Origin of the sequence: Stenotrophomonas sp. GD03958, assembly GCF_029839005.1 — a bacterium.
Lineage (GTDB): Bacteria > Pseudomonadota > Gammaproteobacteria > Xanthomonadales > Xanthomonadaceae > Stenotrophomonas > Stenotrophomonas hibiscicola.
Genome location: NZ_JAOBZT010000025.1, coordinates 39640 through 56135, shown reverse-complemented (window position 1 = coordinate 56135; position 16496 = coordinate 39640). Strand labels below are relative to the sequence as shown.

11 protein-coding genes are annotated in these 16496 nt (G+C 67.6%); 6 read left to right on the top strand and 5 right to left on the bottom strand.

Annotated features, from left to right (window positions below; translation table 11 throughout):
* The coding region (mfd, locus tag N5C25_RS09940; RefSeq protein ID WP_279936887.1) for a transcription-repair coupling factor at window positions 1-3459 on the top strand (3459 nt) is incomplete at its 5' end.
* Window positions 3460-3506: 47 nt separating this feature from the next.
* Window positions 3507-4124, top strand: coding sequence for an HD domain-containing phosphohydrolase (locus tag N5C25_RS09935; RefSeq protein ID WP_058983344.1), 618 nt, complete (start codon window positions 3507-3509; stop codon window positions 4122-4124).
* A 211-nt stretch (window positions 4125-4335) separates the two neighbouring features.
* On the opposite strand, the gene N5C25_RS09930 is transcribed toward N5C25_RS09935, so the two are convergent.
* Entirely contained in the window at window positions 4336-6429 is a 2094-nt protein-coding gene (locus N5C25_RS09930) for a M13 family metallopeptidase (RefSeq protein WP_279936886.1), read from the bottom strand.
* A gap of 210 nt (window positions 6430-6639) precedes the next feature.
* On the bottom strand, window positions 6640-7389 hold the full coding sequence (gpmA, locus tag N5C25_RS09925) for a 2,3-diphosphoglycerate-dependent phosphoglycerate mutase (protein WP_019659181.1): 750 nt from the start codon (window positions 7387-7389) through the stop codon (window positions 6640-6642).
* Window positions 7390-7482: 93 nt separating this feature from the next.
* On the opposite strand from gpmA, the gene nfi reads away from it, so the two are divergent.
* Window positions 7483-8157, top strand: a complete 675-nt coding sequence (gene nfi, locus N5C25_RS09920) for a deoxyribonuclease V (protein WP_058983340.1) — start codon at window positions 7483-7485, stop codon at window positions 8155-8157.
* Window positions 8158-8377: 220 nt separating this feature from the next.
* Here the strand turns inward: nfi and N5C25_RS09915 are convergent, their stop codons facing one another.
* Window positions 8378-9358, bottom strand: a complete 981-nt coding sequence (locus tag N5C25_RS09915; protein WP_251102817.1) for a cation diffusion facilitator family transporter — start codon at window positions 9356-9358, stop codon at window positions 8378-8380.
* Window positions 9359-9496: 138 nt separating this feature from the next.
* Entirely contained in the window at window positions 9497-11746 is a 2250-nt protein-coding gene (locus N5C25_RS09910; RefSeq protein WP_058983336.1) for a TonB-dependent siderophore receptor, read from the bottom strand.
* A 286-nt stretch (window positions 11747-12032) separates the two neighbouring features.
* Between N5C25_RS09910 and N5C25_RS09905 the strand changes: the two genes are divergently transcribed.
* Window positions 12033-13448, top strand: a complete 1416-nt coding sequence (locus N5C25_RS09905) for a GGDEF domain-containing protein (protein WP_251102819.1) — start codon at window positions 12033-12035, stop codon at window positions 13446-13448.
* A 95-nt stretch (window positions 13449-13543) separates the two neighbouring features.
* Here the strand turns inward: N5C25_RS09905 and N5C25_RS09900 are convergent, their stop codons facing one another.
* Window positions 13544-14821, bottom strand: coding sequence for an MFS transporter (locus tag N5C25_RS09900; protein ID WP_058983331.1), 1278 nt, complete (start codon window positions 14819-14821; stop codon window positions 13544-13546).
* A gap of 15 nt (window positions 14822-14836) precedes the next feature.
* Here N5C25_RS09900 and N5C25_RS09895 point away from each other — a divergent pair, with 15 nt between their 5' ends.
* Both N5C25_RS09895 and N5C25_RS09890 read left to right on the top strand, forming a co-directional pair.
* Window positions 14837-15286, top strand: coding sequence for a helix-turn-helix domain-containing protein (locus tag N5C25_RS09895; RefSeq protein WP_005408672.1), 450 nt, complete (start codon window positions 14837-14839; stop codon window positions 15284-15286).
* Window positions 15287-15359: 73 nt separating this feature from the next.
* A complete protein-coding gene (locus tag N5C25_RS09890; protein ID WP_279936885.1) occupies window positions 15360-16487 on the top strand; it encodes a metallophosphoesterase in 1128 nt (375 codons plus the stop codon).
* Window positions 16488-16496 lie beyond the last annotated feature (9 nt).

Sequence of the window (16496 nt, the reverse complement as noted above, 5' to 3'; positions counted from 1 at the left end):
CGTACCTCATACCCCGCCCCGCCGCTGCCGCGCGCCGGCCAGCTCCGCGCCTGGTGGCGCGCCCCCGCCTCGCCGACCGCCCTGGCCTGGTACCTGGCCCAGGCCGCGCGCGCGCACGACGCCCCGCTGCTGGTGATCGCCCGTGACAACCACGGTGCCAACCAGCTTGAAGCCGACCTGCAGACCCTGCTTGGCGGCGACCCGGCCCTGCCGGTGGTCGCCTTCCCTGACTGGGAAACCCTGCCCTACGACCGCTTCAGCCCGCATCCGGACATCATCTCGCAGCGCTTGGCTGCCCTGCACCGCCTGCCCACGCTGAAGCGTGGCCTGGTGATCGTGCCGGTGCAGACCCTGCTGCAGCAGCTGGCCCCGCGCAGCTATGTGATCGGTGGCAGCTTCGACCTGAAGGTCGGCCAGCGCCTGGACCTGGAGGCCGAGAAGCGCCGCTTGGGAAGCGCCGGCTACCGCAACGTGCCGCAGGTCATGGACCCGGGCGACTTCGCCGTGCGCGGCGGCCTGCTGGACGTGTTCCCGATGGGCGCCGACGAGCCGCTGCGGGTAGAACTACTGGACGAGGACATCGACTCGATCCGTGCCTTCGATCCGGAAAGCCAGCGTTCGCTGGACAAGGTCGAGGCGGTGCACATGCTGCCCGGCCGCGAAGTGCCGATGGACGAGGCCAGCATCGCACGCGTGCTGGCCACGCTGCGCGAGCGTTTCGATGTGGATACCCGGCGCAGTTCGCTGTACCAGGATCTGAAGTCCGGGCTGGCCCCGGCCGGCGTCGAGTACTACCTGCCGCTGTTCTTCGAGCGCACCGCGACCCTGTTCGACTACCTGCCCAGCGGCAGCCTGCCGGTGGTCTGTGCCGGTGCCGGCGAAGCCGCCGAGGCGTTCTGGGCGCAGACCGGCGAGCGTTATGAGCAGCGCCGCCACGATGTGGAACGGCCGCTGCTGCCGCCGTCGGCGCTGTACCTGTCGCCGGAGCTGCTGCGCGAGCGCCTGAACGATGCCCCGCGCATCGAGGTATGGGCCGCCGACCACGCACGCATCGCCGACGCGCACGCGCTGGGCGACCAGCCGCTGCCCCCGCTGCCGGTGGCCGCGCGCGAAGCCCCCGCCGGCGATGCGCTGAAATCCTTCCTCGGCCATTATCCGGGCCGGGTACTGATCGCCGCCGATTCACCCGGCCGCCGCGAGGCGCTGCTGGAAGTGCTGCAGGCCGCCGAGCTGAAGCCGCCGGTGGTGGCCGACCTGCCCAGCTTCCTCGCCGACGACGCGCGCTTCGCGATCGCGGTGGCACCGCTGGAGGATGGCTTCGCGCTGGACGATCCGCGCATCGCGGTGCTGACCGAGCGCCAGCTGTTCCCCGAGCGCGCCGGCAGCACCCGGCGCACGCGCCGTGCCGGCCGCGAGCCGGAAGCGATCATCCGCGACCTCGGTGAACTGACCGAGGGCGCGCCGATCGTGCACGAGGATCATGGCGTCGGCCGCTATCGTGGCCTGATCGCGATGGACGTCGGCGGCATGCCCGGCGAGTTCCTCGAAATCGAATATGCCAAGGGCGACCGCCTGTATGTGCCGGTCGCCCAGCTGCACCTGATCAGCCGCTATTCCGGTGCGTCGGCGGAAACCGCGCCGCTGCATTCGCTCGGTGGCGAGCAGTGGAGCAAGGCCAAGCGCAAGGCCGCCGAGAAAGTACGCGACGTTGCTGCCGAGCTGCTGGAGATCCAGGCCCGCCGCCAAGCGCGTGCCGGCCTGGCACTGCAGGTCGACCGCGCGATGTACGAGCCGTTCGCGGCCGGTTTCCCGTTCGAGGAGACCCCGGACCAGCTGGCCGCGATCGATGCGACCCTGCGCGACCTGGCCAGCAGCCAGCCGATGGACCGCGTGGTCTGCGGCGACGTCGGCTTCGGCAAGACCGAGGTGGCGGTGCGCGCCGCGTTCGCCGCCGCCAGTGCCGGCAAGCAGGTGGCCGTGCTGGTGCCGACCACGCTGCTGGCCGAACAGCACTACCGCAACTTCCGCGACCGCTTCGCCGATTACCCGCTGAAGGTCGAGGTGCTGTCGCGCTTCAAGACCAGCAAGGAAATCAAGGCCGAACTGGAAAAGGTCGCTGCCGGCACCATCGACGTCATCGTCGGCACCCATCGCCTGCTGCAACCGGACGTGAAGTTCAAGGACCTGGGCATGGTCATCGTCGACGAGGAGCAGCGATTCGGCGTGCGCCAGAAGGAGGCGCTGAAGGCGCTGCGCGCCAACGTGCACCTGCTGACGCTGACCGCCACGCCGATCCCGCGCACGCTCAACATGGCCATGGCCGGCCTGCGCGACCTGTCGATCATCGCCACGCCGCCGCCGAACCGGCTGGCGGTGCAGACCTTCATCACCCAGTGGGACAACGCGCTGCTGCGCGAAGCCTTCCAGCGCGAGCTCGCGCGCGGTGGCCAGCTGTACTTCCTGCACAACGACGTGGAGAGCATCGGCCGCATGCAGCGCGAGCTGTCCGAGCTGGTGCCGGAGGCACGCATCGGCATCGCCCACGGGCAGATGCCCGAGCGCGAACTGGAAAAGGTGATGCTGGATTTCCAGAAGCAGCGTTTCAACGTGCTGCTGTCGACCACGATCATCGAATCGGGCATCGACATCCCCAACGCCAACACCATCATCATCAACCGTGCCGACCGTTTCGGCCTGGCCCAGCTGCACCAGCTGCGCGGCCGCGTCGGTCGTTCGCACCACCGTGCCTACGCCTACCTGATCGCCCCCGACCGTCGCGCGATCACCCCCGACGCCGAGAAACGCCTGGAAGCGATCGCCTCGATGGACGAGCTGGGCGCCGGCTTCACCCTGGCCACGCACGATCTGGAAATCCGCGGCGCCGGTGAACTGCTTGGCGAGGACCAGAGCGGGCAGATGGCCGAGGTCGGCTTCAGCCTCTATACCGAGCTGCTGGAACGCGCGGTACGCAGCATCAAGCAGGGCAAGCTGCCCGACCTGGACGCCGGTGAGGAAGTGCGCGGGGCCGAGGTCGAGCTGCATGTGCCGGCGCTGATCCCGGAAGACTACCTGCCGGACGTGCACACGCGCCTGACCCTGTACAAGCGTATTTCCAGCGCGCGCGACACCGATGCGCTGCGCGAGCTGCAGGTGGAGATGATCGACCGCTTCGGCCTGCTGCCGGATGCGGCCAAGCACCTGTTCGCCATCGCCGAGCTGAAGCTCAAGGCCAACACGCTGGGCATCCGCAAGCTGGACCTGGGCGAGAACGGTGGCCGCATCGTGTTCGAGTCCAAGCCGAACATCGACCCGATGGCGGTGATCCAGCTGATCCAGAAACAACCGAACCTCTACGCCATGGAAGGGCCCGACAAGCTGCGCATCAAGCACCCGCTGCCGTTGCCGGAAGACCGCTTCAATGCGGCCCGCGCCCTTCTGACCACCCTCGCCCCGGGTTGATCGCCCCCCCCGAACACCCCGCACCGGTCCCCACCCGGTGCGGGCGGATGACCATGCTCCCTGACGCCGTACCCGCCCCCGACCTGCTGCACGCGCAGTCCTGCCTGATCGATGCGCTCTCGATGTCGCTGCAGATGCGCGACGCCTACACCCGCCACCACTGCGACCGCGTCGGCCTGCTCGCGCAGTGCCTGGCCGCGCACTGCGACCTGGGTCAGGAGGCCTGTGCACAGGTCGGCCTGGCCGCGCGCTTCCATGACATCGGCAAGATCGGCATTCCCGACGAGGTGCTGCTGGCCCCGCGCCGCCATACCGACGAGGAACGCGCGATCATGCGTGAGCATCCGGTGCGCGGCGAACACATCTTCCTGGCGACCGGTCGCAGTGACGCCGCGCCGGTCGCGCAGCTGATCCGTGCCCATCACGAGGCGTTCGATGGGAGCGGCTATCCCGACGGGCTACGCGGTGAAACCATTCCCCTGGGCGCGCGCATCGTCACCATCGTCGATGCCTACGATGCGATGACCAGCGTACGCCCGTATCGCGACGCAATGGAGCACGAAACCGCCTTGCGGATCATCGAAGCGCAGTCCGGCGGGCTGGTGGACCCCTACGTGCTGCAGCGCTTCCATCGCATGCTGGCGCGGGAACCTGCGCTGGCGTAGCCGCCCGCCGCCGGGCATGAACTGACGCGCCCGCCGACGCACCTGTAGAGTCGACCGTTGGTCGACTGCTCTTCGTCCAGACCGCGAAAATCCCGCGCTGCGCGCGATAGTCGACCAGCGGCCGACTCTACCGATCCGGCGCCACCGGGTCGGCAAACAAAAGGCCCGGCAGTCGCCGGGCCTTTCGCATCACGCAGTCACGGGTAATCGATTACCAGATCACCACGCGCTTGTCGTCGGCACGCACCATCGCGTCGCCGGCCTTGCACTGGAATGCAGCGGCATAGGACGGCATGTTCGACGGTGCACCGTTGGCACGGAAGTTGGCCGGCGCATGCGGATCGGTGTTGAGGCGGACACGCAGCTCACCATCGGTGAAATTGCGGCGCCACACCGTGGCCCAGTTCATGAAGAAGCGCTGGTCCTGGCTGTGGCCATCGACCTCGACATTCGCCTTCGGATCTTCCTTCAGCGCCATCTGCAACGCGTCGTAGGCCACGGTCAGGCCCCCCAGGTCGCCGATGTTCTCGCCCAGGGTCAGCTTGCCCTTCACGAACACGCCCGGCACCGACTCATAGCCATCGAACTGTGCGACCAGCTGGTCGGTACGCTCGGTGAAGGCCTTGCGGTCGGCGTCGGTCCACCAGTTGTCGAAGTTGCCATTGGCGGCGAACTGGCTGCCCGAGTCGTCGTAGCCGTGCATCATCTCGTGGCCGATGACCGCGCCGATGCCGCCGTAGTTCAACGCCGGATCGGCCTTGGCGTCGAAGAACGGCGCCTGCAGGATGGCCGCCGGGAACACGATCTCGTTCTTGGTGGCGTTGTAGTACGCGTTGACGGTCTGCGGGGTCATGCCCCACTCGGTCTTGTCCACCGGCTTGCCGATCTTGTCCAGCATGTAGCGGTAGTTGAACGCACGCGCCGCCTGCATGTTGCCCAGGTAGCTGTCGCCGTTGGTCTGCAGGCCCGCCCAGTCACGCCACTTGTCCGGGTAACCGATCTTCGGGGTGAAGCTGGCCCACTTTTCCAGTGCCTTCTTCTTCGTTTCCTCGCCCATCCACGGCAGCTGCTCCAGGCGCGCCTTCAATGCCTGCGACAGGTTCTCCACCAGGTGCTGCATGGCCACCTTCGACTCGGCCGGGAACACGGCGTCGACGTACAGCTGGCCCAGGGCTTCGCCCATGCCACCGTTGACCGACTCCAGCACGCGCTTCCAGCGCGGCTGCATTTCCTGCTGGCCGCGCAGGGTGGTGCCATAGAACTCGAAGTTGGCCTTCTCGAACTGGCTGCTCAGGTACGGCGCGGCATCGTCGATGGTGTGGAAGCGCAGGTAGGCCTGCCAGGTACTGGCCGGCACGTCGGCCAGCATCTTGTCCATTTCACCGAAGAAGCCCGGCTGGGCCAGTGAGAACTTCTGCGCGGCCGGCACCTTGAGGGTCTCGAACAGCGCGGTCCAGCTGAAGTTCGGGGTCAGCCTGTCGGCCTCAGCCGCGCTGAGCGGGTTGTAGCGCTTGGCCGGGTCACGCATTTCGATGCGCGACATCGAGGCCTTGGCCAGGCGGGTTTCGAAGGCCATCACGGCCTTGGCCTGCTCGGCGGCCTGCGCCGCGTCCACGCCGGACAGGGTCAGCACCTGTGCGATATAGGCCACGTAGGCGTCGCGGATCTTGGCCTGCGCATCGTCGAAGTAGTAGCCCTTCTCCGGCAGGCCCAGGCCACCCTGGCCGACGTAGGCGATGACGTTGGCCGAATCCTTGTAGTCGGCATTGGCGAACAGCGAGAACAACACGCCCTTGCCTTCGGCCTGGCTGTCGCGCAGGTACCGGGTGATGGCGGCGGTGTCGTTAAGCGCGGTGATCTTGTCCAGCTGCGGCTGCAGCGGCGCCAGGCCGGCGGCTTCGATCTTCGCTTCGTCGTTGCCGGTCTTCCAGATGTCACCGATCTTGGCTTCCACCGAGCCGGCCTTGGCCTGGCTGGCGGCGGCCTGCTGCACCAGCGCGTGCTGCACTTCCAGCGAGCGCTCGCGCAGGATCTCGAAGCTGCCCCAGGTGGTCTGGTCGCCCGGCACCGGGTTGGCCTTCAGCCACTTGCTGTTGACGAAGCCATTGAGGTCGGTACAGGCGGAGATGGACGGATCGAGATCAGCGCTGTTGAGCGAGATCAGCGGCGTCTTGATCTGCGACAGGTCGAAGGCTGGCTTGGCGTCGGCGCTGGCCGCCGGTGCGGCGTCATTCTTGCCACAGGCCGCCAGCGAAGCAGCGATGGCGATGGTCAGGCCCAGCGGGACCAGGTTGCGGACGTTCATGAGGCTCTCCTGCGGGTAATTTCACAGGGTAGCCGGGGCGGCCCGCAATACGGACCGGCCAAAGGTCACAGAGCGTCCTTCTGTAGAGTCGAGCCATGCTCGACTGCTCTCCGTTCCGGGTTCATGCTTCGTGCGGCAAAAGCCCAAAGCAGCCGAGCGTGGGCTCGGCTCTACAAAAGCGAAGGCCGGCTTGCGCCGGCCTTCTGCTTCTTATTTCGCCTTGCCCTGGTTGGCCACGGCTTCGGCGGCCTTGCGCGCCGCTTCCGGGTCGCCCAGGTAGCGGAACGACTGCACGGTCAGGTCATCGTTCAGTTCGAACAGCAGCGGGATGCCGGTCGGGATGTTCAGCTCGAGGATTTCCTCGCGCGAGACATTGTTGAGGTACTTGTACAGCGCGCGCAGCGAGTTGCCGTGGGCGGTGACCAGCACGGTCTTGCCGTCCTTCAGCTGCGGGGCGATGGCGTCGTGCCAGTACGGCAGCACGCGATCCAGGGTGGTGGCCAGCGACTCGGTGCCCGGCAGCGCGTTGCGGTCCAGACCGGCGTAACGGCGGTCATGGATCGGGTGGCCCGGATCTTCCAGTTCCATCGGCGGCGGCGGGATGTCGTACGAACGACGCCACACCTTGACCTGCTCCTCGCCGTGCTTGGCCGCGGTCTCGGCCTTGTCCAGGCCCTGCAGGCCGCCGTAGTGGCGCTCATTGAGGCGCCAGGACTTGTTCACCGGCAGCCAGTCCTGCTCCAGCTCGGCCAGCGCACCCTGCAGGGTGTGGATGGCGCGCTTCAGTACGGAGGTATGGGCAACGTCGAACTGCAGGCCTTCCTCGCGCATCAGGCGACCGGCGGCGGCCGCTTCGCGACGCCCCTGCTCGGTCAGGTCAACATCGACCCAACCGGTGAAGCGGTTGTCCAGGTTCCACTGGCTCTGGCCATGGCGCAACAGTACGAGTCTACGGGTCACTGCAGGGTCTCCAACGCGAGGATAGGCAGGCCGCCATTGTAGCCCGGCCGCCGCTCACCGGGCCGTGGCGCCGCCCGTGCGATGCTGTGACCCATGAATACGGTGATCGATCCCGGGCGCTGGGAAGGCAGCGTCGCTGCCGCCCGTGCGCAGCAGCTGCAACTGGCGGGCCGCGTGGAGCGCCAGGACCGCCTGCCACGCAACGTGCGCTGGCTGGCCGGGATGGATGTCGGCTTCGAAGACAACGGCGCCATCACCCGCGCCGCGGCGGTACTGCTGGACGCGGAAACGCTGAAGCCCATGGCGCAGGAGATAGCGCGCATCCCCACGGTGATGCCCTACATCCCCGGCCTGCTCAGCTTCCGCGAACTGCCGGCACTGCTGGCCGCACTGGCGCTGCTGCCGCGCGCGCCGGACCTGATGTTCGTCGATGGCCACGGCATCAGCCATCCGCGCCGGCTGGGCGTGGCCGCTCACCTCGGTGTGGTAACCGGCCTGCCGAGCATCGGCGTGGCCAAGTCGAAACTGGTAGGCCGGTTCGTCGAACCGGGCGCCGAAGCCGGAGCACATACGCCGCTGCTGGATGGCGCTGAACAACTGGGCTGGGTATTGCGCAGCAAGCTGCGCTGCAAGCCGCTGTTCGTGGCCGGCGGCCATCGGGTCAGTGCGGATACCGCGCTGGCCTGGGTGCAGCGCACGCTGCGTGGTTACCGGCTGCCGGAGCCGACCCGGCTGGCCGATCGGCTGGCGTCCCGACGGGACGAATGACCTTCGCTGCTCTGGACAGATGCAGCCTGCGCGGTCGCGTTGGGACGATTGGGCAGAGTCGACTGTCGGTCGACTCTCGCGCACAGCGCGGGCTTTGTCGCAGCCTCGAGAGAGCAGTCGACCAACAGTCGGCTCTACCAAGGCGGATTCGTCCAATCGGTTTTGTCCGACCGTTTTCACCCGGCCGGATTCACCCGATCCGCGTGACGGCATACCCCGTTCAACGATGCACGTGGCCGCGATGGCCCTGCGCATCCTCACCGTGGTCGTGGCCTTCATGGCCCTCGTGTCCGCCGCCTTTGGCCGGCGTCGGCTCGCCACAGGCTTCGCCACAATGGTCCGCTTCAATCTGCAGTGTGACGTGCTCGATACCGAAGTCATCATGCAGCCGCCCGCCCAGCTCGCGGCGCAGCGCATCGGCATCGGTGCCGTCGCGCATCACGATGTGTGCGGTCAGCGCCGGCGTGCTCGAGGCCAGCGCCCACACGTGCAGGTCATGCACATCCAGCACTGCAGCATGGCCGGACAGGCTGTCGCGCACCTTCGCAACGTCCGTGCCCTTGGGCACGCCTTCCAGCAGCACGTTGATCGCCTCACGCATCAACACGTAGGTACGCGGCAGCACCCACAGGCCGAGCAGCACCGCCAGAATCGGGTCGATCGGCTTCCATCCGGTCCACTTGATCAACAATGCGCCAGCAATCACTGCCACCGAGCCGAGCATGTCGGCCCACACTTCCAGGTAGGCGCCCTTCACGTTGAGGCTCTCGCCGCTGCCGGCCTGCAGCAGGCGCATCGAGATCAGGTTGATGACCAGGCCCGCCGCAGCAATCACCAGCATGCCGGAGGAGGCGATCTCCTGCGGCTGGCGGAAGCGGCCGATCGCCTCCCACAGGATATAGGCGGCCACCACGAACAGCATGGCACCGTTGATCATCGCGCCCAGCGCTTCCAGCCGTGCATAGCCGTAGGTGCGGCGCGCGTCGGGCGGGCGCCGGCTCAGCCGCACCGCCACCAGCGCGATCATCAGCGCCAATGCGTCGGTAGCCATGTGCGCGGCATCGGACAGCAGCGCCAGGCTGTTGGTCCAGAACGCGCCCACCACTTCGACGACGAGGAAGGTGGTGGTCAGGCCGAGTGCCCACCACAGGGGTTTCTCGTGGCGGATCTGGGATGGCAGGTGGTCGTGGTCGTGGCCCATGGCAACAGCTCCTTTGCGATGCGGTGCAGGCTACGCGGTGCCGGCGGGGGAGACTATTACGATGTTTATAACATTGCAGGCCACACGAGCCCTCCGGGCATGGCCCGGCGAGGGCTGCAGACCGACGACCGCCTGCGGTCAGAAGCCGAAGCGCAGGCTGGCCCAGTATGCGCGGCCCGGCTCGTTGTAGGTCGCCGCCCCGGCATCGCTGCTGTTGGCCTCGCGGAACAAGCGCTTGTCGGCCAGATTGTTCACTCCGAAACCGAAGCTGACCGTCTCGGTCACCTTGTAGCGCGCGCTCACGCCCCAGATGTTGTACGCGCCACGATCCTGCAGCGCGATCGATGCATCACAGCTGCCAGTGCAGCGCGGGTCGTTGTTGATGTTGGTCGTGGCCGGTTCCTGCCTGCCGTAGAAGGTGCCGGTCAGCAACACGGACAGCCTGTCGGTGGCCTGCCAGTCCAGCATGGTGTTGATCGTGTACTTCGGAATCACCGACAGCGGCTGATGCGTGGTTTTGTTCTCGTTTTCCACCATGTAGGTGAAGTTGTTGCTCCACTTCAGGCGGTTGCCCTGCTCGCCCAGCAGCGGAATGACCAGGTTGCCTTCCAGCCCCTGCACGATCGCCTTCGGCGCGTTCTCCCAGCGGAAGATGCGGCCCTTGGTGTCGGCGGTCAACCCGATCTGGGTGTATCCGGCCTGGATCTTGTCCTTGTAATCGTTGTGGAAGTAGGTCAACGACGCCTGCCAGCCGCTCTGCGGTGCCCACTCGATGCCCAGTTCCTTGTTCAGGCTGGTTTCCGCCTTCAGGTCCGCGTTGCCGCGCATGTAGCAACCAGCGCCCAGGCTCGGCAGCGCATTGGGGCAGCCGTTGCCGCGGGTGTAGTAGAGATAGTCCGGATTCGACTGGTACAGGTTCGGCGCCTTGAACGCGCGGGCAATGCCGCCCTTCACCACCCAGTCGCTGTTGATGCGGAACTGCGCATTGAGGCTGGGGCTGGTGTTGTTGCCGAACTGGCTGTGGTGGTCGAAGCGCAGGCCCGGGGTAACGATCCAGCGCTCGCCCAGGTAGATGTTATCTTCCACGAACGCCGCCGTGGTCTGCGCGTCGGCCTTGCCCCGCGCACGGTCGGCCGACAACCCTGGAATACCGCCGCCGCTGCTGCTGGACTGGCTCATCGAATACGGATCGGTCAGGCGGCTGTCCAGGTATTCAAAGCCGAGCGTCCAGATGTTCTCTGCGCCGCCCAGCGCGGTCGGGAAGCTCACTTCGCCATCCAGCTGGTAGTTGCGCAGGCGCGAGGTAGACCAGTCGGTGCCGTTGAAGCTGCCTTCCGGGCCACCGGCCAGGCCTTCATTGATGCGCGAGTTGTTGACCGCCTCGACTGCGGCCGTCACCCGCGAAGTGACATCACCCCAACGGCCGCGGTGGGTGACCGCACCGGTGTTGCGGTACATGCGGTTGGTCTCCGCTTCGCCCTCGGCCAGTGCCGCCAGATCGACGCCGGTCGAGGTACCGGTGGTGCTGACGGCGCGGTCGCCGGCGTAGATGTTGCCCTGGCGGCTGGTGCCGGCTTCGAACTCCACCACCTGGTTGGCGGTCACGTCCCAGCGCAGCAGCGCGTTGACGTCGCGGTTCTTGACACCCTCGCGGCCGGCTGGCGGCACCGCGTTCGGATTCGTCGCGTACCGGCGATTGAGGTCCAGCGAATCGGCGTCGGTCCTGTTGAGATTGCCGTACAGGCGGAACGACAGGGTATCGGTCATCGGCCCGCTGAGCTGCAGGCCGACGCGCTCGCTGCCACCTTCGGCGCTGTGTTCGGGCACCAGCCCGTACAGGTCGACCGCACCGGTCAGGTCGCCGGTCGGGCGCTTGGTGATGATGTTGACCACGCCGCCGGACGCACCGGAGCCATAGCGTGCCGCCGCCGGGCCGCGCAGCACTTCGATGCGCTCGATCATTTCCGCCGGCACCCAGTTGGTGTCGCCGCGGGTATTGCGCTCGCCGCTGCGCCCCATGCGCACGGCATCACGCGCACCGACGCGCTTGCCGTCGACCAGGATAAGGGTGTTTTCCGGGCCCATGCCACGCAGGTCAATCTGGCGGTTGTTGCCGTACTGGCCCGAGGCGCTGTTGCCGGTGAGGTTGACGCCCGGCATGGTGCGCAGCAGTTCGGCGATGTCGTTGGCCGGTGGGCGCCTGGCGATGTCCTCGGCGGTGATGGTCGAGGTACCCAATGCCTGGCGCGCGATCTGCGAGGCGGTGACGTGCACCGTGTCGATATCGGTGGCGTCGGTCTCGGCCCGGGCGGCCAGGGCGTTGCCCGCCAGCAGGGCGGCAACGGCAAGCGCCAGCGGGCGCGGCGAGAGGACAACGGCAGGAGACATGATCTGGACCTTCTGGCAGGGCTACGGGGCCTCTGGCAAAGGGCTTGAGGCAACGACAAGGGGGAGGCGGAGCGTCGCTGCAGTCGCCTGCGGCCCGATCCGTGCGTACATTCTCCCATCAATGCGAGTGATTCTCAAATGCGTTCACTCATTGCCGCAGGGGCACGGATCTGCTTTGCGCACCGTGCAACGCTGCACCACGCGTAAACTGGCCGGCTAACCCGCCATCAACCGCACGCCGCCACGGCCGATACCCGTGGTTTGTCGTACGCAGTCAGAGATCGACGTGGAAACACCGCAACTGGACGATGCCAGCCAGCCGCTGGCCGAAGCCTGGCAGCACTGCCTGCAACAGGCAGGCCCTGCCGCCACCGCGCTGCTCAAGGCCGCTGCCACCGATGCCCCAGCCGTGCTGGCACAGCGCTTTTACGAAGTGCTGCTGCAGGATGGGCGTGCACGCCGCTTCCTGTCCCACGACCAGGTCAAGCAGCGCCTGCAGCCGGCCATGCAGCGCTGGCTGGTGCAACTGCTGACCACTGATCGCGACAGGATCGCCAGTGCCGTGGCCTCGCAACGGGTGATCGGCGATGTGCATGCCCGGGTCGGCATTCCGGTCGACCTGGTCACCCGCGGCGCGCGTGTGCTCAAGCACGAGCTGTTCGTGCGCCTGCGCGACGACGCACCCGACAGTGCCACCGCGTTCGCCGCCATCGACTGCCTCAGCGCGATCATGGACATCGCCATGGAAGGCATGACCCTGGCCTACACCCATGCGCGCGAACGATCCACCCGTGCCGATGCGGCCTACCGGTTGTTCTCGCTGGTGCAGAACGTCAGCACCGAGCGCGAGCGCCAGCGCGCCCTGCTGCTGGACTGGGAAAACGCACTGCTGTACGCACTGGCCGGCCACGTGCAGGCCGGCGAAAGCGCCAGCCTGGCGACCTCGGAATTCGGCCTGTGGTTCACCCACAAGGGCATCCCCAGCTTCGGCGAGAGCAGCGAAACCCAGCAGGTCGGCCAGCTGATGGCCCGCATCGACGGGAACCTGCGACAGGCAAGCAACGATGTCCCGGCGCAGCGGCTGGCGGTGCTGCCGGTCATCCGCGAGGATCTGGCCGCCATCCGCACCCTGATGACCCTGCTGTTCGAGCGCATCGGCGAACTGGATGCCGGCAGCGATGCGCTGACCAACCTGCTCAACCGCCGGTTCCTGCCGACCGTGCTGCGCCGGGAAATCGAGCTGGCCACGCGCAACGGCACGCCGTTCTCGCTGCTGCTGCTCGACCTGGATCACTTCAAGGCGATCAACGACGGCCACGGCCACGATGCCGGCGACCGCGCGTTGCAGCACGTGGCCGGCCTGCTCGGCCAACTCACGCGGGGCAGCGACTACCTGTTCCGCTATGGCGGCGAAGAATTCGTGGTGGTGCTGGTGGCCGCCAGCGAGTCACAGGCCTCGGTGATCGCCGAGAGCCTGCGCCGGCAGATCGCGCAGTCGCCAGTGGCATTGGCCAACGGCCAGGTTCTGTCGCTGACTGCCAGCATCGGCGTGGCCGGCCATGATGGCCACCCGGACTACGAACGGTTGATGGCACGTGCCGACGCGGCGATGTACGAGGCCAAGCGCAGCGGCCGCAACCGCGTGGTGGTGGCCAGCGCGGACCTGCAGGAAGCCCCGGGGCGGCGTGCACTGCAGCGATGACGACAGGACAGGTAGAGTCGACCGCTGGTCGACTATCGCGCGCAGCGCGGGATTTTTCGCACGCGGGGCGAAGAGCAGTCGACTGACAGTCGACTCTACCGACAGTCGACTCTACCGGTTCGCGCGCCAGCCGATGCGTTGAACGCCACCACCCACCATGCTGCCCACCACAGCAGCGTCAGCAACGCGATGCCCGCCCCCAGCAGGCACACTGCGGGCCAGCCATGCCGCACCTGCATCCAGGGCCCCGCCGCCGCTCCCGCACCGCTGCCCACCGCATAGAACAGCATGTACAACGCCACCAGGCGCCCATGCTGTTCTGCCGGTGCACGCAGCAACAATGCCTGGTTCGAGACATGGAGTGCCTGGCCGCCGAGGTCGAGCACGACCACACCCAGCAAAAGCAAGGACAGCGAACGCGGCAGGCCCAGCAGCGGCCACCACGCGACCAGCATCAACAACAGCGCGCCGAGGCTGACCCGATGCGCGAAACCACGGTCCATCCAGTGTCCGACCCGCGCCGCCATCAGCGCACCGACCACGCCGGCCAGGCCGAGCGCGCCGATGGCTGCGGTCGACCAGTGCAGTGGCGGTGCCGACAGCGGCAAGGGTGCCGCCGCCCAGAACACATTGAGGCCGGCAAACAGCAGCAATGCCAGCGGCCCGCGCTCGCGCAGCGTTCGATCGCGGCGCAGCATGCCCAGCATCGAGCCCAGCAGCTCGCGCCAGCGTGGAGGGACCGCCGGCACCGGTGCTGCGGGCAGGCGCCGCCACAGCAGCGCCGCCAACGCTGCCATCACCACCGCTGACAGCAGGTAGACCCTCTGCCAGCCAAAGGCCGCCGCCACCGTACCGGACACCACGCGCGCCAGCAGCAGGCCGATGAACACGCCGCCCTGCACCACACCGACCACGCGACCGCGCTGCTCGGGCGGTGCCAGCATGGCGGTATAGGCAATCAGGCCCTGGGTCAGCGCGGTGCCCAGCAAGCCTGCCAGCAGCATGCCAGACAACAGCCAACCGGCCGTGCGTGCCGCTGCCAGCCACAGCAGGGCCGCCACCAGTGCAGCCAACTGCAGCCGCAGCAGGCGCCGCCGGTCACCGCGATCGGCCAGCGGCAGCAACCCGAGCAATGCAAGCACGCTGCCGGCCTGGGTTGCCGCCAACACTGCGCCCGCCACGGCACGGTCCAGTGCAAAGGCCTGTGCCAGCCGATCCAGCAGCGGTTGCGCGTAATAGACGTTGGCCACGCTGGCGCCGGCCGCGACCGCGAGCAGGGTCAGCAATGGGCGGGACATCGATGCGCTCATGATGTAGTTGCAATTTGAAACTTGATGCAGGCTATCGCCATTGGTTTTAAACTGCAACCACATTCGGAGATACCCAGCATGCACGCCGACAGCCCCTGCCCTGTAGCCCGCAGTGCCGACCTGCTCGGTGACCGCTGGGCATTGCTGGTGATCCGCGACGCCTTCGACGGCATCACCCGCTTCGGTGATTTCCAGCGCAGCCTCGGCGCGGCGCGCAACATCCTCAGCGACCGCCTGCGCCGGCTGGTCGAGGCCGGCATCCTGCAGCTGCAGCCAGCCTCCGATGGATCGGCCTACCAGGAGTACGTGCTCACCGCCGCAGGCCTGGAACTGTTCCCGCTGCTGGTCGCACTGCGCCAGTGGGGGGAGCGCCATCGCTTCGGTGCAGGCGAAGCCCATTCGCAGCTGATCGAATTGGCGACGCGGCGGCCGCTGCCCTACATGCAGCCGCGCGGGCGCGATGGCCAGCCGCTTCAGCCCACTGCCACCCGCGTGCGCAAGCTCAAGGACGACGGGCGCGACACCTGATCCGCCCATTCGCGCACACCACGATCCGGCCGCGCCGGTTAGCATCGGAGGTTTCCGCCGCCGGACGCCGCCGATGCCGCGCTGTCGCCCTTCCCTGCTGACCGCCCTGCTGTTGCCGCTGCTGGCCTGCGCCACAGCAGGCACGCAGGCCCGTGAGGTTGCCGCGCCCGCCGACCACGTACAGGCCGATGGCCCCTATGTGTTCCGCCAGGGCGACCAGCTGGAGGCCAAGTGGATCTGCGACGACAAGGTCGAGTCGCGCGCGCTGCCGATCAACGCGGCGGGCACCGATATCCCGCCGCGCTGCGGCTACGAACACACCGTGCACGTCGCCGCACCCAACGCACCGTCGGTCTCCGTGCTGCCGGCGGTACCGCGCATCGTTGCCCTGTCCGATATCCACGGGCAGTACGGCCTGCTGGTGCGCCTGCTGCGCGCCAACAAGGTGATCGATGCGCAGGACCGCTGGGCGCTGGGCACCGACACCCTGATCATCGCCGGCGATGTGTTCGACCGCGGCCCGCAGGTGACCGAGGCGTTCTGGCTGCTGTACGGCGTGCAGCAGCAGGCGGCCGCCGCCGGTGGCGCCGTGCACTTCGTGCTCGGCAACCACGAAACCATGGTGCTGTACGACGACCTGCGCTACGTCAACCCGAAATACCTGCGCAGCGCCCAGCTGCTCGGTCGCAGCTACCCGCAGCTGTATGGCGTCGACTCGGTGATCGGGCAGTGGCTGCGCACCCGCCCGGTGCTGCTGAAGATCGGCGATACCCTGTTCCTGCACGGCGGCATCTCGCCCGAGGCGGTGCAGCTGGCGCTGGACCCGGCACGCACCAACGCGGCCTATCAGGCCTCGCTGGGCCTGCCCAAGGCCGAAGTGAAGGCCGACCCGGCCACGGCACCGCTGTATGACGGCAAGACCAGCCCGATCTGGTACCGCGGCTATTTCGATGGCCGCCTCGACACCGCGGGGGTACAGGCCGTGCTCGACCGCCTGCAGCTCACCCGCATCGTGGTCGGCCACACCTCGATGCCGCACGTCAGCAGCTTCCACGGCGACCGCGTGATCGCCATCGACAGCAGCATCAAGAACGGCGAGAACGGCGAACTGCTGTTCATCGAGGATGGCAAGCTCAGCCGTGGCCTGCTGGATGGCTCCCGGGTACCGCTGGCGCCGGGTGAGCCGGGGCTGCAGGACTGAATGGAGGGA